Raw genomic sequence first — 18,755 nt, 5'->3', positions numbered from 1 at the left:
AGTGCCTCGATCTTGCCGGCATCCTTGTCGACGCAGACCACATCATGACCGAAATCCGAAAAACACGCGCCAGAGACCAGACCGACATAGCCCGAACCGATCATCGTAATCCGCATGCAAAAGCCCTTATCCGTCCCGGCACCCGCTCGCCGGAGCGCCTGCATCTAGCGCAAATGCGATCGATTGCCAGTGGGGGTTATGGCACCGCCGATGCCGCGCTCGACCGCCCACTAACCTCCGTTGGCCCCGAGCGAAGTCGAGGGACCGGCCACAAGCAACCCGCCCGTGGCCTGTGTCTCGACGTCGCTCGACACAAACGGGCGATGGACAAGGAATTGGTGCGGTCTGAACTGCCTAGAAAAACAGTTTCCGCACCGACAGCCGCACTGACCGCCCGAGCGGGTCCTGATAGGCGGGCTGATAAGCGATCGGCGTCACGCCCGTCTGGTCGGTCACGCGCTGGCGCTGATTGAACAGATTGTCGACCGCGATTGACACGCGCATCCCGCGCATCCAGCGATATTTCTTCAGCAGTTCGAGCCGCTGGGTCAGGTCAGCGAACAGCCGCATATTGACGGTCGCAAGGCTGCCGAAGTTCAGCGTCTGCCCGGTCCCGCCCAGGCTGCCATTGACCTGCGTCGCGCTTTGCCAATTCGCCGACAACCGCACGCCGAGCCCATTGTTGTTATACCCCGCCTGCGCTTCGAGCTCGTGGCGCGGCACGCCCGCGCCGCTGCTGACCGTATCGCCGCCCAGCAGATCGAGCACCGGCCCCGCGCCGCCGACGCGGACCTGCTCGGTCAGGCGCCAGGTGTGATAAAGGGCGAAATTGATCCGGCCGCCGAGCTGCGCCGCACCGCCGCCACCGCCGCCAAAGCCGCCGCCGGGACGTCCCTGCCCGCCGCCAAAGCCGCCGCCCGGCCCGCCGGGTCCACCCGGACCACCCAGCCCCGGCGCGCCACCCGGTGCCCCCGGCGGTCGCCCCTGCCCGCTGCCTGGTCCACCGCCGCCGAAGATGCTGCCGCCGAACACGCTTTGCGGCGCCCGCCCGCCCGGCGGGATCAGGCCGATGAACGGATTGGGGCCTTTGCCCGCGCGAAACGCTTCGATCTGCTTCTGGAGCTTTGATTTCACCGCCATGGTAAAGTCAAAGCCATAGCGGACTTGCGAACTGCGGGTCTCACCGAAGTTGATCGGGCGGGCATCAATCCGCAGCAATTGGCCGGTCGCGTCGCGCGTGAAGCGATCGGGAAACGCCGCCTCGATCGCTGCCGTCGTGCTCGGGAAATTGACGATGGCATTGTTGATCCGCGTATCGGTGTAGCTGGCGGTGATATTGAAGTCGGTCTTCGCGAACGGCTTCAGCGTCAGCCCCAGCCGCTTCACCAGCCGGTCGCTCGCGCGCAAATTGGGATTACCCCCCGACAGCGTCGTCACCGTCGCATTCTGGCCGAGCGTGAAGTCGAACACGCGCACGTTAAGCGTCGTGATTACCGGATTGCCGAGCTGCTGGATGCTGGGCGCATTATCCTGCTGCGTCACCGATCCGATGATGCGCACGGCCTCAACCGGCGCCCAGTTGAAACCATAGCCCAAGGTGCGCAGCGTGCCGAAGTCGGAAAGCCCATTATAGGCCAGATTGAAATTGCCCGAGAGCGAACCGAGGAAGCCCAGAAAATCGCGCGCGCGGCTGGCAATCGGCACGTCGATGTTGAACTGGCCGTTGGCGCTGCTGCGCGCCAGACTCGCCGACTGGAAGACACCAGCCCGCTGCGAATTGCTGTCGAAGGTCAGCGACGACCCGGCAACCTTGAAGCTCGCCGCAACCTTGCCGGCGGGCAGCGTGAACAGCGATCCGTTGACGAGCGCATCGATGCCATAGCTGCTCGATGTCGAGCGCGCGCGATTGGCGGCGAGCGGCTCGAACGTGCCCGCCGCGAACGCGCTATAGGGATTGGCGGTCGCATCATTGGCATTCAGCCGCCGCTGAAACGCCGTCGCGTCGACGCCAACGTCGGTCAGCGTTTCATTGTCGCTGCGGTCGTAATTGGTCAGGATCGACCATTGCCACTTGCCGACATTGCCGTTGAACGTCGCGCCGAACCGGCCGCTGACCGTGTTCGATGACTGGCCAAGCGGATTGAAATCGCCCAGCGCACGACCGACGACCGCATTGCGGCTGAACGGCGAGAATCGGTTGCCGACGGGCAAGGTTAGCGCGACGCTCGGCAAGCCAAAGCTGCCCCGACTATCCACCGCATCGATGGTGCCATTGAACGTCGCCGACACATTGCCAAAGATCGTGGTCGCGTAAATGCCATTGGCGCTGAAATTGCGGTTCGCGGGGAGCAGGGTGCGGAACGGAGTCGGATCGGTGGCCGTCGCGCGATTTGCCGTCGCGGCGAAATCGGCGAGCGTCGGGCTCGTCGCCCCGGCTGGCACGCCCGCGATCGTGGTCAGCACCCCGGCACGCGCCGATAGCGCCGGATCGATCTCGCCACCGGTCAAGCCGACGATATTGCCGGGGATCGAGAATGGGCTCGCCTGCGCAATGATGCCACGCTCGGCTTCAGTCAGCGCCGAGCTTTCCTGATATTCGACGTGCAGATTGACGCGGCCTTGGCGATTGAGGCTCAGCACATCGAACGCGCCCTGTGGCGTTGCCCGTCCACCTGCGGTGGCAACGCGGCCTTCGAGTTCGGTCGTCACCGCGCGAAAACGCGGGCGCAGCACGAAGTTGATCACGCGCTGATCGGCCGAATAGCCAAATTTCAAAGCGACTTCCTCGGGCAGGATTTCGACGCGGAGGATCGCTTCGGTCGGCAGGTTGCGGACTTCCTGAAAGCCCGAGATGCGGCGCCCGTTGAGCAGCACGACGGGCGGGCCGTTGCCGCGCCCCGAACGAAGCTGCGGCCCGAGTTGCGCAAGCAGATCATTGACCGAACTGACGCCATAGGATCGAATCTCGGCCGCGCCCAATGTCTGATCGGGGGGAATGTCGCCCGCCACCGATCCGGGCAGGTTGCGTCCCGCCGTTACGGTAACTTGGGTCGATTCGTCGCCCTCATCCTGGGCCGGTGCAGGCGCGGTCGGGCGGGTCGGCGTGCGCGGCGATGGTTGCTGTTGCGCGAAAGCTGCGCTGGGCGAAGCGCTCGCGAGCAACATCGACCCGAATAACATGATACGCATCTTGATCTCCACGCGTCGCAGCAAGCGGGGCCGCTATCAGTCACTTGTCGCAAAATTGTGTCAGAAAATCGGGGTCATTGCGCTGTGATTAAAATTGTCGCAACGCGCAATTTTCGGGAACATTACGGCTCGCTTTAGGTTAGGAGGCCCTTGTGAGGCGCTCGGTTTTTCCATCATTGGCATTGTTCCCGCGCCAGCCGCGCCCGGCGGCGGGGGCTGCGTGCGTTGCAGCAATTGGTGGCCTCCTGCTGCTATCGGGGTGCGGCGGCGGCGCGGCCCAGACCAAGGACGCGCGCGGTGGCCCGGCGGGCAAGAACCGCACGCCCGAAGTCGGCTATGTCGTGGTCCAGCCCGGCACCGCACCGCTCGTCACCGAGCTGACCGGTCGCACCGCTGCTTATCAAACGTCGGAAGTCCGCCCGCAGGTATCGGGCCTGATCCGCGCGCGGCTGTTCACCGAAGGCAGCCTCGTGCGCGCGGGCCAGACGCTGTACCAGATCGACCCCAGCCTCTACCGCGCGAGCGGCGATCAGGCGCGCGCCAATCTCGCCAGCGCTGAAGCTGCTGCTGCCGCCGCGCAAATCAGGGCCGATCGCTTCAAGCCGCTTGCCGAGATCGAAGCCGTCAGCAAGCAGGATTACACCGACGCGCAGGCGCAGGCGCGGCAGGCACAGGCCAGCGTCGCGCAGGCGCGCGCGGCACTCCAGACCGCACGGATCAATCTGCGTTTCACCAGCGTCCCCGCGCCGATCACCGGGCGGATCGGCCGATCGCTGTTCACCCAGGGTGCGCTGGTCACGACCAACCAGGCCGAACCGCTCGCGGTGATCCAGCGGCTCGACCCGATCTATGTCGACATCAAGCAATCGGCGTCCGATCTGCTCGCGCTGCGGCGGACTTTGTCGCAGGGCGGCGCAATGCCGACGCAGGCAGTGGTGCGGCTGAAGCTCGAAGACGGCAGCGATTATGGCGCGACCGGCACCGTCGAATTCACCGAAGTCACCGTCGACGAAGCGACTGGCACCGTCACGTTGCGCGCGCGCTTCCCCAATGCGCAGGGTCTGCTGCTGCCGGGCATGTTCGTGCGCGCGAGCTTTGCGCAATCGATCACCGGCAATGTCTATTTGGTGCCGCAGCAGGGTGTCGCGCGCGATGCCAAGGGCAATGCGACCGTGCTGATCGTCGGCCCCGGCAACATGGTCGAGCAGCGCGCCGTCACTGCTGACCGCACACAGGGTGCGGATTGGGTGGTGTCGGCGGGGCTCAAGCCCGGCGACAAGGTGATCACCGAAGGCACGGTCAACGCCAAGCCCGGCAAGCCGGTGAAGCCCGTCCCCGCCGGGTCGCCGCAGAAAATCGCGCCACCGCCCCCCGGCAACGGCAAGCGCGGCGGCTGAGCGAGACGTGATCTCGCGCATCTTCATTGATCGGCCGATTTTCGCCTGGGTGATCGCGATCATCATCATGCTGGGCGGTATCGGCGGCATCTTGTCGCTGCCGATCGAGCAATATCCCGATGTCGCCCCGCCGCAGGTCAATATCCGCGCGACCTATCCCGGCGCCTCGGCCGAAACGCTCGAAAACAGCGTGACGCAGATTATCGAACAGCAGCTCACCGGCGTTGATGGCTTGCTCTATTTCACCGCCTCCTCGAGCTCACGCGGCCAGGCGACGATTTCGGCAACCTTCGAAAAGGGCACCAACCCCGACATTGCGCAGGTGCAGGTCCAGAACAAGGTCCAGCAAGCGATCAGCCGCCTGCCCCAGCAAGTCCAGCAGCAGGGGCTGACCGTCACCAAGTCGAACCCCGACTTTCTGATGATTTTCGCGATTTATGACACCACCGACAAGCGCACCAACCAGGACGTCTCCGACTATCTGATTTCGAACTTGCAGGACCCGATCGGCCGCGTCGCCGGGGTTGGCGACACCAATGTGTTCGGCGCGCAATATGCGATGCGGGTGTGGCTCAATCCCGAAAAACTTGCGGGCTTTGGCTTGATCCCGGGTGACGTCGTCAGCGCGCTCCAGGCGCAGAATACCGAAATCGCGGCGGGCGAAATCGGCGGCCAGCCGGTGCCGTCGACGCAGATGCTCAACGCAACCGTCACCGCGCAGTCGCGACTCAGCACGCCCGAACAATTCCGCAATATCATCCTCAAGACCACCCGCGACGGCGCCATCGTGCGGCTGACCGATGTCGCCCGCGTCGAGCTTGGTGCTGAAAACTACACCGTGCGCAGCCGCATCAACGGCCACCCCGGTGCGGGTTTCGCGGTGTCGCTCGCGCCCGGCGCCGACGCGCTCAAAACCGCCGAACTGGTGAAAGCGAAAGTCGCCGAACTCACCAAGGCCATGCCGGCGGGCTTCACCGTCGCCTATCCGTCCGACTCGACGCTGTTCATCAAGCTGTCGGTCGAAGAAGTCGTCTGGACGCTGATCGAGGCTGTTATCCTCGTCGTGATCGTGATGTTCGTGTTCCTGCAAAGCTGGCGCGCGACGCTGATCCCGACGATCGCGGTGCCGGTCGTGCTGCTCGGCACGTTCGCGGTGTTTGCGATTGCGGGCTTTTCGATCAACACGCTGACCCTGTTCGGGCTGGTGCTCGCGATTGGCCTGCTCGTCGATGACGCGATCGTCGTCGTCGAAAATGTCGAGCGGTTGATGGATGAAAATCCCGAAATGACGCCGCGCGACGCGACGATCAAGTCGATGGCGGAAATCAATGTCGCGCTGATCGCGATTGCGCTGGTGCTGTCGGCGGTGTTCCTGCCGATGGCGTTTTTCGGCGGATCGACCGGCGTCATCTATCGCCAATTCTCGATCACGATTGTCTCGGCGATGGTGCTGTCGGTGCTGGTTGCGCTGATCCTGTCGCCCGCGCTGACCTCGACCTTGCTCAAGCGCCGGATCGACGAACGTCAGGACGGCTGGATATCGCGCAAGACCGCGCCCGCGCGCGACTGGTTCAACAACCGGTTCGACCGGATGACCAATGCCTATGCCGGTTCGATCGAAAAGATCGTCGATCGCAAGTTGATCTTCCTGCTGATCTACGCCGCCGTCGCCGCGATCCTCGTGCTGCTGTTCTTCCGCCTGCCCACCGGCTTTCTGCCGACCGAGGACCAGGGCGCGCTCCAGCTCCAGTTCACGCTGCCGCCGGGCGCGACGCAGGTGCGCACCAACGCGGTGCAGGAGCGCGTCGAGCAATATTTCCTCAAGCAGGAAAAGGCCAATGTCCGCGCGCTGCTGACTGTCGGCGGCGGTGGTGGCGGCGGGCCTGCCGGGCAGAACCAGGGGCGCGGCTTCGTCTCGCTCGCCGATTGGGCCGATCGTCACGGCAGCGCCAATGCCGCCGATGCGATTGCCCAGCGCGCGACCCAGGCGTTTCAGGGCTTCCGCGACGCGCGCGTCAATGTGCTCGTTCCCGGCGCCATTCGCGGCCTCGGCCAGTCGAACGGCTTCACGCTCGAACTGCTTAATTCGAGCGGCCTGTCGCGCGCCGAGTTCAAGGCCGCACGCGACAAATTGCTCGCCGAAGCGCTCACCGATCCCGTGCTCGCGCAAGTGCGGCTGACCGATCTCGATGACCAGCCGACGCTCAAGGTCGATCTCGATCAGGCCAAGATGCAAGTCATGGGGCTGTCGCAAGCCGATGTGAACACGACGCTGTCGACGGCCTGGGGCGGGCGTTACGTCAATGACTTCAACGATCGTGGCCGCGTGAAGCGCGTCTATGTTCAGGGCGACGCACCCTATCGCGTCTCGCCCGAAGACCTGTCGCAATGGTATGTCCGCGCGTCGGACGGGTCGATGGCACCCTTCTCGTCGTTCGCACGCACGAGCTGGTCGGCAGCGCCCCCGTCGCTCGCGCGCTTCAACGGCATTTCGTCGTTCGAATTTTCGGGCCAAGCTGCCCCCGGCCATAGCTCGGGCGAAGCGCTCAACCGGATGGAGCAGCTCGCCGCCAAATACACGGGCACTACCACGGCGCTCGCGGGGCTGTCGTTTCAGGAGCGGCTGTCGTCGGGGCAGGCGCCCTATCTCTACGCGCTGTCGTTGCTCGTCGTGTTTCTGTGTCTCGCCGCGCTGTATGAAAGCTGGACGATCCCGATCGCCGTGCTGCTGATCATTCCGCTCGGGCTGGTCGGCGCGGTATTCGCGGTGTCGCTGCGCGGGCTGATCAATGACGTCTATCTCCAGATCGGCTTGCTGACGACGATGGGGCTCGCCGCCAAAAACGCGATCCTGATGATCGAATTCGCCGAGCAGGCCGAAAAGCAGGGCAAGCGCGTCATCGAAGCTGCGGTCGAAGCCGCACGCATTCGCCTCCGCCCGATCCTGATGACCAGCCTTGCCTTCATCTTCGGCGTGTTGCCGCTCGCGATTTCGACCGGCGCGGGCGCCAATTCGCGTATCGCGATCGGCACCGCCGTGATCGGCGGGATGCTGACCGCGACGATCCTTGCGGTGTTCTACATCCCGTTGTTCTTCGTCATCGTCCGCCGCACCGCGCGCGATACGCTCAAGAAGGTCAAGCGCACGCCCAGCACCCCGCCGGAGCCCGCCGCATGAAGCGGATCGCCCTGCTCGCGCTGCTGCTCGGCGGATGCTCCTTCGTGCCGAAGGAAACCCCGCCAGCGCCCCCCGTGCCCCCGGCCTTTCCGACTGGCCCTGCTTATGCCGCCAATGGAGAAGCGCTGCCCAGCATCAGCTACCGCGACATTTTCCGCGACGCGCGCCTTCAAAAAATCATCGAGCAAGCGCTCGCCAACAACCGCGATCTGCGCATCGCCGCCGCCAATGTCGCCTCGGCGCGCGCGCAATATCGCATTCAGCGCGCCGAGCAGTTGCCACTGATCAACAGCAACAACACCGTCGCGATCGTCGATCCCGGCACAGGCCGCAGCAATGTCGGCGGGTCACCGGTGACGGGCGGGCAGCGGACCAATTACAGCCTCGGGCTCGGCGTCACTTCGTTCGAGATCGACTTGTTCGGTCGCCTCGCCGCGCTCAGCCGCGCCGAGCAGGACCGCTATTTCGCGACCGAAGCCGGGGCCCACGCCATCCGGCTCGCGCTCGTCGGCGATATTGCCGCCGCCTGGCTGCAATATGCCGCCGACCAAAGCCTGTTCGCCATCGCCGAGCAGACCCGCGCGAATGCGCTGACCAGCGTCAAGCTGACGCGCGCCCGGGTCGATGGCGGCGTCGCGCCGCGCACCGACCTTGCCCAAGCCGAGCTGACGCTCGCCACCGCCGAATCCGATCTCGCCGAACAGACCACGGCACTCGCGCAGGACATCAATGCGCTCGAACTGCTGGTTGGCGCGACCGTCGATCCGGCGCTGCTCGCCAAATCGATTGAGGAAGCCCAGCCGACGGTGGCTGCGCTCCCCGCCGGGCTCGACTCCGGCGTGCTGCTGCGACGCCCCGATGTCGTGCAGGCCGAATATCAGCTCCGCGCCGCCAATGCCCAGATCGGCGCCGCCCGCGCCGCGCTGTTCCCGCGCCTGTCGCTCACCGTCTTTGCCGGACTCGCGTCGAACGGGCTGAGCCAGTTGTTCACCACGCGCGCGTTCAACTATACGGCGACGCCGGGGATCAGCTATCCGGTGTTCGCCGGCGGCCGCAACAAGGCCGGACTCGATCAGGCGCGCGCGCAATTCGACGCGGCGGTCGCGTCGTATGAGCGCACGATCCAGACCGCCTTTCGCGAAGTCGCCGACGCGCTCGCGCGGCGCGGCACGATCGGCGATCAGCTCGCAGCCCAAGAACGCCAGGCCGCTGCCGCCGCCGACAGCTACCGGCTGAGCGATGCGCGCTATCGCGGCGGGATCGACACATTCCTCGCGACGCTCGTCACTCAACGCACTCTCTACCAGGCACAACGCAGCCTCACCGCGACCCGGCTGACCGAAGCGGCCAACAAAGTAACGCTCTACCGCACGCTCGGCGGCGACGCCCTGCTCGATGCGGCGCGCGAAGGCCCGGTAGCGGCAAGCCCGGTCAAGCGTTAGACTGCCCCCTTCAGGCGGTGGAGGGACCGGCGATGTGGCTTCGCATGGCAGGCTATGGCGCGTTTCTCGCGGGCGGCACTTTCATGCTGCAATGGCTCGATTATCAGGCTGCGGTGCGGATGCGGATCGGCGATGTGTACCTCGTGCTGGTCGCGCTGCTTTTCCTCGCGCTCGGCATTTTCGTCGGCGCCCGCGCGCTGCGAGTCCCCGCCGCAACACCGTTCGACGGCAATCCAAAAGCGATCGAAGCGCTCAAGATTTCGCCACGCGAATTGACCGTGCTGCACGAACTCGCAGCAGGCAAATCGAACAAGCAAATCGCGCAGGCGCTTCAGGTCTCGCCCAACACGGTCAAGACGCATGTCGCGCGGCTGTTCGAAAAGCTTGAGGCGCGGCGCCGTACCGAAGCGATCAGCCGCGCGCGCGCACTCGGGATAGTGCCGTGAAAAATTGCGGGTGATTGGCGCCCAATCACCCTTTCGGGCGATTGCCTGATCGACCGAGCGGACGGATGACGGGGGCGTTCCAACGGGGGGGAGGCACAAATGCTGCGCAACATATTCTTCTACGGGGTGATCGCCGGGGTGATCGTCGCGATCCCCACCTTTGGCTTGACCGTCTTGCTGAAGGATCATCCGCCCGAACAATATGGGCTGCTGATCGGCTATACGACGATGCTGGTCGCACTGAGTGCGATCTTCGTCGCGATCAAGCGGCACCGCGATGTCGAGGGCGGCGGCGTGATCCGGTTCTGGCCTGCGCTGATGCTGGGGCTGGGCGTCAGCGTGGTTGCCGGGGTTTTCTATTGCGTGGCATGGGAAGCCGCGCTGGCGGTGACGGGCATGGATTTCGGCGCGGACTATGCGCAGGCGTACATCGAAGCCGAAAAGGCCAAGGGCGTCAGCGGCGCGGCACTCGCCAAACTCACCGCCGAGATGGAAGCGTTCAAGGTTCAGTACGCCAATCCGCTTTACCGCGTGCCGATGACCTTTACCGAGATTTTTCCGCTCGGCGTGCTGGTGTCGCTGGTATCGGCCGCGTTGCTCCGCAACAGCCGCTTCCTGCCCGCGCGGGGGGCGGTTCAGTGAAAGTCGCGTGACTTCGGAATGATGCGCACATCGCGCGGGTGGCCGCCCCCGGAACGATGCCGGTTCGACATGGAGCGCGGATGCGGCGGGTGATCGAATTCATCGGCGCGGCTGCGCTCAACGGGCGTGTTGCCGCGTTCGGATAGGGTGTCGAGCATCGTGGTGCGATCGATCACCCGCGTGGCCATCAAATGGATCACGCCTTCGGGACTTTTCTGCACTTCGCCTTCGACCAGCATCAGCCGAGACGCCATCACTTCGCGGCGATAGCGTTCGAAGCGGCTCGCCCACAGCACGATATTGGTGACGCCGGTTTCGTCCTCGATCGTGATGAAGATCGCATTGCCATTGCCGGGGCGCTGGCGGACGAGGACGATGCCGGCGGTGCGGATGCGCTGGCCGTTTTTCGCCGCACTCGTCTGCGCGCAACTCGCGATTCCTTCGGCGGCAAGATCGGCGCGCAGGAAGCTCATCGGGTGCGATTTCAAGGACAGCCGCGTCATCTGGTAATCGGCGACGACATGCTCGGCGTCGGTCATGATGGGGAGCGCATAATCACCCTCGCTCCCGAGTTCGCGCGCGCGCGCAGCGGCGAACAGCGGGAGTTCGCCGGTGGGCGTGCGGCGCACGTCCCACAGCGCGGTGCGGCGGTCGAGCTTCAATGAGGCGAAACCATCGGCATCGGCGAGGAGGCGTAAAGCGCGTTGCGGCAGGTCGGCACGGCGCGCGATTTCCTCGATTCCCGTGAAGGGACCGCCCAGCCGCGCCGAGGCAATCGCTTCGGCCCAGTCGCGGCGGAAACCGGTGATCTGGCGGAAACCGAGGCGGAGCGCGTGGGGGCGGAAGTCGCCCTCACCCTTCCCATCGCTAGCGCGATGGGCCCCTTCCCTCTCCCTGTGGGAGAGGGAGCTAGAATCCCTCTCCCACCGGGAGAGGGAGGGAGCGCCAAAGGCGCGGAAGGGTGAGGGCGACTGCCCGCGCGGGTCACAAGCCTCCAACCCATTATCCCACCCACTCGCATTGACATCGATGCCCTTCACCTCAACGCCATGCTCGCGCGCATCGCGGACGATCTGCGCGGGCGCGTAAAAGCCCATCGGCTGCGAATTGAGCAAGGCGGCCGCGAACACCGCCGGCTGATGGCACTTGATCCACGACGACACATAGACCAGCCGCGCAAACGACAGTGCATGGCTTTCGGGAAAACCGTAGGAGCCAAACCCCTCGATTTGGCTGTAACACCGCTCGGCAAAGTCCTGTTGGTAGCCCCGCGCGACCATCCCGCCGACCAGCTTCTCACGGAACTTGTCCATCCCGCCAACGTGCCGGAACGTCGCCATCGCGCGCCGCAACTGGTTCGCCTCGCCCGGCGTGAAGGCCGCCGCAACGATCGCGAGTTTCATCGCCTGTTCCTGAAACAGCGGCACGCCGTACGTCTCGCCGAGCAACGTGCGCAGTTCGTTCGGATCATGCGGCGGTGCGGGCGAGGGGAATTCGACCTTCTCCAACCCCGATCGCCGCCGCAGATAGGGATGCACCATATCACCCTGGATCGGCCCCGGCCGCACGATCGCCACCTGCACCGTCAGGTCGTAGAGTTTGCGCGGTTTCAGTCGTGGCAGCATGTTGATCTGCGCGCGGCTTTCGACCTGGAACACGCCGATGCTGTCGCCCTTGCACAGCATGTCGTAAGTCGCGACGTCCTCGGCCGGGATGCTGTCGAGCTCGTAATCGCCCAGATCATGGTCGCGCATCATCTCGAAGCTTTTCTGGATGCACGTCAGCATCCCGAGCGCGAGCACATCGACCTTCATCAGCCCCAATGCGTCGATGTCATCCTTGTCCCATTCGATGAAGGTGCGGTCCTCCATCGCGGCATTATGGATCGGCACCATCTCGTCGAGCCGCCCCTGTGTGAGCACGAAGCCGCCGACATGCTGCGACAAATGGCGCGGGAAATTGAGCAATTGGTCGACCAGCGACTTCAGCCGCTGGATATTGGGATCGGCCAGGCTGAAGCCGGTTTCGGCAAAGCGCTTTTCCTCCATCGCGCTGGCATAGCTACCCCAGACGGTGCTGCTGATCCGCGTCGTCACATCCTCGGTAAAGCCCAGCGCCTTGCCGACTTCGCGCACCGCGCTGCGCGGGCGGTAATGAATGACGGTCGCGGCAATCCCGGCGCGGTCGCGGCCATAGCGGCGGTAGATATACTGCATCACTTCCTCGCGCCGCTCATGCTCGAAATCGACGTCGATGTCGGGCGGCTCGCGCCGCTCCTCCGACACGAAGCGCGAGAACAGCAGGTCGTGCTGCATCGGATCGACCGAGGTGATGCCGAGCAGGAAACACACCGCCGAATTCGCGGCCGACCCCCGCCCCTGGCACAGGATCGGCGGGTCGCAACTGCGCGCGAAGCGGACGATGTCGTGGACGGTCAGGAAATAACAAGCGTAATCGCATTTGCGGATCAGCGCGAATTCCTCGTCGAGCATTTTGCGCAGCCGGTCGGGAATCCCCTCCGGATGGCGCGCGCGCGCGGCGTCGAGCGCGAGATGTTCGAGCCACGCCATCGCCTCCCACCCCTCGGGCACCGGCTCATGCGGATATTCGTAGCGGAGCTGGTCGAGCGAGAAGTTTACCTGGGCGAGCAGGCGGTCGGCCTCGGCCACCGCCTCGGGGCAATCGGCGAACAGGCGCGCGATTTCGGCCGGCGATTTCAGGTGCCGCTCGGCATTGGCCTCCAGCCTTTTGCCCGCCGCCGCAATGGTGGTGCCGTGGCGGATGCAAGTGAGGATGTCGTGCAGCGGCCGCGCGGAGGGATCGGCGAACAGCGCGTCCGTGGTCGCAATCAGCGGCACCCCGAGCCGCTCGGCCCGCACCTTGTGCCGCACGAGCAGCCGCCGGTCGCGACCGTGGAACGCGAAGGTCGCGGCGAGCCACACGCGGTCGGGGGCGACGGTCTTCAGGCGCCTGACAACCCTATCAACACCCCCTCCGTTCGTATCGAGCGAAGTCGAGGGACGGGCCACAAGCGACACAACCTCGGCCTCCCGTGTCTCGACTTCGCTCGACACTAACGGAGGGGGTGGAGAAGGTCTGTCCTCCACCCGGAGCGCCACCACATTGGTCGGCGGATCGACCGCCAGCTCGTACCGCTCGCGCAAGTGATGCAGCGGCACCGTCTGCGCCGGGTCGACGCTCGTCTCGGGCATCACGATCAGCAGCAGGTCCTCGGCATGGCCGAGCAGATCATCGAGCCAGAGAATGCAACTCCCCTTCTGCGCGCGCAGATTGCCCACTGTCAGGAGCCGACACAGCCGCCCCCAACCGCGCCGGTTGACGGGGTAGGCAACGATGTCGGGCGTGCCATCGGCGAACACCAACCGCGCACCGACCGCGAGCGTGAAGTCGAGCGGCGGCAGCCCCGCCTCCGCCGCCGCCTCGCGCGCCTCGCGCAAGGCAAGATGCGCCCGCGCCGTCCCGGCGACCGTATTGCGATCGGCAATCCCAATGCCGCTGAGGCCCAGCGCGAGCGCGGTCGCGACCATGTCCGACGGATGCGACGCCCCGCGCAGGAACGAATAATTGCTCGCGGCGATGAGTTCGGCACTCAAGCAAACAGCCCATGCATATACCACCCCGGCGCCACCCGTTCCGCCCCGTACAACCCATGCCGGAAGATCCAGAAGCGCCGCCCGCGCGCATCCTCGACACGGTAGTAATCGCGCGTCAGCCCCTGGTTGTCGTCGCGCTTCCACCACTGCGCGGCGATCCGCTCGGGGCCTTCGAAGCGCGTCACTTCATGCACCCCGCGCCGCCAGCGAAAGCGGTGCGGCGGGCCGTCGGGGACTTCGGCGATCACATCGATCATCTGCGGCGGATCGAACAAATGGATCGGGCGCGAGGGCGGCTCGCCCACTTCGGGCGCATCCCAGTCCGCCGGTTGCGGTGCGTCGATCGCTGGCAGCGCGAGCACGGCTTGCTCCGGGATATGGCTCTCGCGCGGGCGCAGCCGCCGGAACTTGCCCTTGCCCGCGCGCGCGCTCAGCCGGTCGATCAGCGCCGCCAGCTCGCCCTCGGCCACCGCCCCGCCCTCAAGCTGCAACTGCGTCGGCGCCATTGGTTCGAGCAACGGCACCGCCAGCCGGATCAAGTCAAAGCCGAACCCCGGATCGATCGGATCGGCGAGCGCATCGAGCCGTTCGCCGAACAGCCGCATCACATCCTTGGCGCCCCGCAGCGGCAGGCTCGCCTCGACGCTGAGATCACGCGCCACCCCGTCGCTGCGATAGAAACGCGCGGCATAGCGCCGCCCGCCCATGTGCCGCTCGGCGAGCGCGACCTCAGCCTCCGCCGCCAGTTCGCCGAGCATCTCCAGCGCATATTCAGTGCGCGCAATCGGCTCGGCAAAGCGGCGTTCGAACACCAAAGCAGGCGGCGCCCGACGCGGGGTGATGCGGCTATCCGATTGGCCGAGCAGCCGCGCGAGCCGGTCGGTCAAGTCACTCCCGAAGCGCGCGGCGAGCGGCGCACTCGGCCGCGCGGCGAGATCGCCGATCGTCTTCAGCCCCGCCCGGCGCAGCGCCAGTTCGGTCTCGTCATCGGCCTCCAGCGCCGCAATCGGCAAGCGTCGCACTGCAGCAGCTTCATCGGCGGCAGGTGCGGTCTGGTAGCGCGCGAGCGCCTGCGCCGCCTCGGGCGTGCCCGCCAGCGCATGCCGCACCTGCCACCCCGCCGCCGCCAGCCGCGTCGCGGCATCATCGGCAATCGCTTCGGCATCGCCGCAGCCGGTCACGTCGAGCGTCACCCCCGCATCGCTGTCGAGCGCGACCATCGGCGTATAGCGATCACAGCCATCGGCGATGCGTTCGAGCATGTGGAGATCGCCCGTCGGATCGGCGTCGATCGCGACCAGATCGGGTTCGCGCGCGCGCGCATCGGCAAGCGTCAGCCCGGCCAGCCCCCGCGCGCGTTCGCAGGTCGCGACGATCCGCATCGCCCCGCGCTGCTTGGCCGTGAAGACCAGAAGAGCGTTGGGCAGGCTATCCGCTGCGCCGTTCGTGCGGCGCAAGCGGTCCGCCGCCAGATGGGGCCAGTAGAGCGCCAGAAAGCGCCGCGTCTCGGAAAATCTTCGCGTCACGGTCCCACTCCACGCGCCAGCCCAAATCGGCGCGACCGCCGCGCTGGCGCAATAATTGAATATCGAGCGTCGGATGCCCCGGCGCCTCAGCGTCGAGCGGCGCGGCACAAGCGGCGGCGACCGACCAGCGCGTGTGCGCGGCGCTCGGCGAAGGTTCGGCCTCGGCGCGCAGCATCAGCACCGTCACCCCCGATGCCTCGGCCGCCACCGCCAGCCGCCGACTCGCGGTCAGGTCGAGCACGCGCGGTTCGCGCCACAGCTCGATCACCGCAACCGCGACATCGGGGCAGCGCACGACATCGTTCGCCACCTTGAGCAAGCTCGCCGGATCGTCGAGCACGCCCAACACCACCCGCCCCGGATCGAGCCCGAGTTCGGCGAGACCCGGCGCATGCAAGCACCCCCCGCGCCGCTCGGCACTCGCCTCGCGCAACCAGAAGATCGTCTCGGGAGTCTCGGCCCCCGCAATCCGGCTGGCGAGCATCGCCGCAAAGCCCCCCGCACTTCCGCTGTCGTCCTGCGCCTGACCGAACAGCTCATGCAGCCCCGCCCGCGCCAGCCCGCCACCAAGCGCGGCATCGATGCCCGCATGCCCGGTCGCGACCAGGCACGGCGCGGCAACCGCGCGCACGCGCTCGACAGCGGCAATGCGCTGCCGCAAACTGGCAATGATCTCCGCCGAATCGGGCATATCTGTTCCTGATATGTTCTAAATCGGCGCCTGACGAGCCTGAGTCAAGCTGTCACTGCTTCCCTCGCCCGTCCTTGCTGACCCAATCGCGCACCCCCACGCCGTTCCCAGTCGCCGCCCGCGCTGCTAGGCTCCACTGATGGCCGATCCCATCACGCTCGCCGCGCTCCAGCTCGGCACCGATCCCGCTGGCACCGCTGCCACGCTCGATCGTATCCTTGGCCACGAACCCGCGATCATCGCGTCTGGCGCTGCCGTCGTCGTGATGCCCGAAGCCCTGCTCGGCGGTTACCCCAAGGGCGAGGGATTTGGCACGCGGCTCGGCTATCGCCTGCCCGAAGGCCGTGCCGCCTTTGCCGCGTATCACGCGCAGGCCATCGATCTCGACGGTCCCGAAGTCGCCGCTCTCGCCGCGCTGTCGGCGCGCACCAGCGCCAGCATCGTCATCGGCGTGATCGAGCGGCAAGGCGCGACGCTTTATTGCACCGCGCTGTTCTTCGATCCCGCTGCCGGTCTTGTCGCCAAACACCGCAAGCTGATGCCGACGGCTGCCGAACGGCTGATCTGGGGTCTGGGCGACGGATCGACCTTGCCGGTGGTCGACAGTCGCGCCGGACGGCTGGGGGCGGCGATCTGCTGGGAAAACCATATGCCGCTGCTGCGCACCGCGATGTACGCGAAAGGCGTCGAGATCTGGTGCGCGCCCACCGTCGATGATCGCGACATCTGGCGCAGCACGATGCGCCACATCGCGCACGAAGGCCGATGCTTTGTGGTGTGCGCGTGCCAGGTCCAGCCGAGCCCGGCTGCGCTTGGCCTTACCCGCGATGGCTGGCCCGACGACAAGCCACTGATCCGCGGCGGCAGCATGATCGTGGGGCCGCTCGGCGACATCCTCGCCGGACCGTTCGAAGACGATTCCGGGCTCGTCACCGCGACGATCGACCCCGGCGAGATCATCCGCGCGCGCTATGACTTCGACGTCGTCGGCCATTATGCAAGGCCCGATATCTTCGAGCTGCGCGTCGATGATCGCGCGCGCCCCGGCGTTGCCTTCACCCCAGGAGACGATCGATGATCAAATTCTATTTCCACCCCTCGCCCAATCCGGCGAAGGTCGCGCTGCTTCTTGAAGAAGCGGGGCTCGAATATGAAATCGTCCCGGTCGATACGCGACGCGGCGAGCAATTCGCGCCCGAATTTCTGGCGATCAATCCCAATGCCAAAACGCCCGCGCTGGTCGATGGCGATGCGGTCCTGTTCGATTCGACCGCGATCCTGCTGCATCTTGCGTACAAGACCGGCCAGTTTCTGGGTGCCGATACGCCCGCTGACAGGGCGCAATTGCTGTCATGGCTGATGTTCATTGCCACGGGCATCGGACCCTATACCGGCCAGCATGTTCACTTCAAATATTTCGCGCCTGAACCCAAGGACTATGCCGTCAACCGCTACAGCTTTGAAGCCGAGCGGCACTGGCAATTGCTCGAAGCCCAGCTTGGCACGCGCGAGTTCATCGTCGGCGACAGCTATACCATTGTCGACATGGCGTTCTGGGGCTGGGGCCGCCCGGTACCGTTCATCTTCGGTGCCGATGGTTGGGACAAATTCCCCAATCTAAAGCGCCACTTCGACGCCATCAGCACCCGCCCCGCCGCCGAGCGTGCCGCCGCCCTGGCCAGCCAATTTCAGTTCAAGGCCGAAATGGACGACGAAGCCCGCGGCTTCATGTTCCCGCAGAACAAACGGCTCGCCACCGCCTGATCCGCGACGGTGCCAGCTCGGTGGCGTCACCGGGCTGGCGCTGCTGCCGGATGCCCGCCCGATGTGTTCACCCGCACCGTCCGCAGTTCACCCCCCGCCTCGGGCGGGCGCAGCACGATGTCGACGCCATAGCCCAGCCGCCCGAGCATCCCCGTCAGCCGATCGACCGAGCACCCGCGAAAGCGACCGCGCAGCAGGTTGGACAGATCGGGCTGGGCAATACCCATCCGCGTGGCCGCCGCTGCTTGCGTGAGGCCGTCGAATTTCATGCGACGGCTGATCTCGTCGACCAGCTCGGCCTTGATCCGGTGATCGGGTGGAAAATCGAATGCCGCGTCATCGAAGATGCTGCCTTCGGTAATGTGCGTGATGGCATCGGTCATGGCTTCGGTTCCTTGCTGCGCTGCCGGTGGCCCTCAAATAGTGATTTAACTATGGGACAGACGCAATGGGGCGCCACTGGATCGGGCCGCCGAACACTTAGCTCCATCCCCCCCTTCAAATGTCGGAAAAGCTGTGAGAGCGTTGGCGAGACGCGCTCTTTGAAAATCGAATCCGTTTGCCCGCTTCGCCGGTGCCCCCACTTGCGTGGATCGAACGCAGACGAGGCCACCGCCACCCCCCTATGACCGTCATAACCTTTGACACCTTTCGCGACCCCGCTACCCCCAAAAAGCACCTGTCACGACCGCCGCCAGCGTGATAGCGATGCTGCAATGCAATCGCCTGCGGCCAATCTCCTCCTCCTCCTGACGACGACCCAATGACCCAGGCCCCTGTTCTCATCATCGGTGCCGGCATGGGTGGCCTCAGCGCCGCCGCGCTGCTCGCCGCCAAAGGCCTGCCGGTGGTGGTCCTCGAACGCC

14 protein-coding genes are annotated in these 18,755 nt (G+C 65.8%); 8 read left to right on the top strand and 6 right to left on the bottom strand.

The genetic code is table 11. The features are described 5' to 3' along the window. On the bottom strand, window positions 1-116 hold a 116-nt coding region (locus K2W81_RS11165; protein ID WP_294104295.1), incomplete at its 3' end, for a hypothetical protein. A gap of 238 nt (window positions 117-354) precedes the next feature. Then, window positions 355-3,189, bottom strand: a complete 2,835-nt coding sequence (locus K2W81_RS11160; protein WP_294104286.1) for a TonB-dependent receptor — start codon at window positions 3,187-3,189, stop codon at window positions 355-357. A gap of 248 nt (window positions 3,190-3,437) precedes the next feature. Here K2W81_RS11160 and K2W81_RS11155 point away from each other — a divergent pair, with 248 nt between their 5' ends. The 5 genes from K2W81_RS11155 (at window position 3,438) to K2W81_RS11135 (ending at window position 10,294) form a co-directional block, all read left to right on the top strand. Then, window positions 3,438-4,586: an efflux RND transporter periplasmic adaptor subunit gene (locus K2W81_RS11155; protein ID WP_294104293.1), complete on the top strand. Its 1,149-nt coding sequence runs from the start codon at window positions 3,438-3,440 to the stop codon at window positions 4,584-4,586. 7 nt (window positions 4,587-4,593) lie between these two features. Beyond that, window positions 4,594-7,764 carry an efflux RND transporter permease subunit gene (locus K2W81_RS11150; protein ID WP_294104285.1) on the top strand — a complete coding sequence of 1,057 codons (3,171 nt, stop codon included), beginning with the start codon at window positions 4,594-4,596 and terminating at the stop codon, window positions 7,762-7,764. Next, window positions 7,761-9,206, top strand: a complete 1,446-nt coding sequence (locus tag K2W81_RS11145) for an efflux transporter outer membrane subunit (RefSeq protein ID WP_294104284.1) — start codon at window positions 7,761-7,763, stop codon at window positions 9,204-9,206. Before K2W81_RS11150 ends, K2W81_RS11145 begins: the two co-directional genes overlap by 4 nt. Window positions 9,207-9,238: 32 nt before the next feature. Next, window positions 9,239-9,652 (top strand): response regulator transcription factor, encoded by a 414-nt coding sequence (locus K2W81_RS11140; protein ID WP_294104282.1) that lies wholly within the window; start codon window positions 9,239-9,241, stop codon window positions 9,650-9,652. A 99-nt stretch (window positions 9,653-9,751) separates the two neighbouring features. Then, window positions 9,752-10,294, top strand: coding sequence for a DUF4199 domain-containing protein (locus K2W81_RS11135; protein WP_294104280.1), 543 nt, complete (start codon window positions 9,752-9,754; stop codon window positions 10,292-10,294). Here the strand turns inward: K2W81_RS11135 and K2W81_RS11130 are convergent. From K2W81_RS11130 to K2W81_RS11120, 3 genes are all read right to left on the bottom strand, one after another. Continuing rightward, a complete protein-coding gene (locus K2W81_RS11130) occupies window positions 10,288-13,842 on the bottom strand; it encodes an error-prone DNA polymerase (RefSeq protein ID WP_294104291.1) in 3,555 nt (1,184 codons plus the stop codon). The two genes, K2W81_RS11135 and K2W81_RS11130, sit on opposite strands and share 7 nt — an antisense overlap. Before the next feature lie 62 nt (window positions 13,843-13,904). After that, a complete protein-coding gene (locus tag K2W81_RS11125; protein ID WP_294104278.1) occupies window positions 13,905-15,434 on the bottom strand; it encodes a DNA polymerase Y family protein in 1,530 nt (509 codons plus the stop codon). Further along, window positions 15,337-16,125 carry a hypothetical protein gene (locus K2W81_RS11120; protein ID WP_294104276.1) on the bottom strand — a complete coding sequence of 263 codons (789 nt, stop codon included), beginning with the start codon at window positions 16,123-16,125 and terminating at the stop codon, window positions 15,337-15,339. Before K2W81_RS11120 ends, K2W81_RS11125 begins: the two co-directional genes overlap by 98 nt. A 139-nt stretch (window positions 16,126-16,264) precedes the next feature. Here K2W81_RS11120 and K2W81_RS11115 point away from each other — a divergent pair, with 139 nt between their 5' ends. Both K2W81_RS11115 and K2W81_RS11110 read left to right on the top strand, forming a co-directional pair. Next, window positions 16,265-17,203 (top strand): carbon-nitrogen hydrolase family protein, encoded by a 939-nt coding sequence (locus tag K2W81_RS11115; protein ID WP_294104275.1) that lies wholly within the window; start codon window positions 16,265-16,267, stop codon window positions 17,201-17,203. Next, a complete protein-coding gene (locus K2W81_RS11110) occupies window positions 17,200-17,889 on the top strand; it encodes a glutathione S-transferase family protein (RefSeq protein WP_294104274.1) in 690 nt (229 codons plus the stop codon). Before K2W81_RS11115 ends, K2W81_RS11110 begins: the two co-directional genes overlap by 4 nt. A 26-nt stretch (window positions 17,890-17,915) precedes the next feature. Here the strand turns inward: K2W81_RS11110 and K2W81_RS11105 are convergent, their stop codons facing one another. Next, window positions 17,916-18,272, bottom strand: coding sequence for a helix-turn-helix domain-containing protein (locus tag K2W81_RS11105; protein WP_294104272.1), 357 nt, complete (start codon window positions 18,270-18,272; stop codon window positions 17,916-17,918). A gap of 380 nt (window positions 18,273-18,652) precedes the next feature. Here K2W81_RS11105 and K2W81_RS11100 point away from each other — a divergent pair. Further along, window positions 18,653-18,755 (top strand): NAD(P)-binding protein (locus tag K2W81_RS11100; protein WP_294104289.1); only part of this gene is annotated, 103 nt, incomplete at its 3' end.

It is taken from the genome of Sphingomonas sp., assembly GCF_019749955.1.
Lineage (GTDB): Bacteria > Pseudomonadota > Alphaproteobacteria > Sphingomonadales > Sphingomonadaceae > Sphingomonas.
Note: the sequence above shows the minus strand (reverse complement) of the source record. Positions and strands in the feature narration are given on the sequence as shown.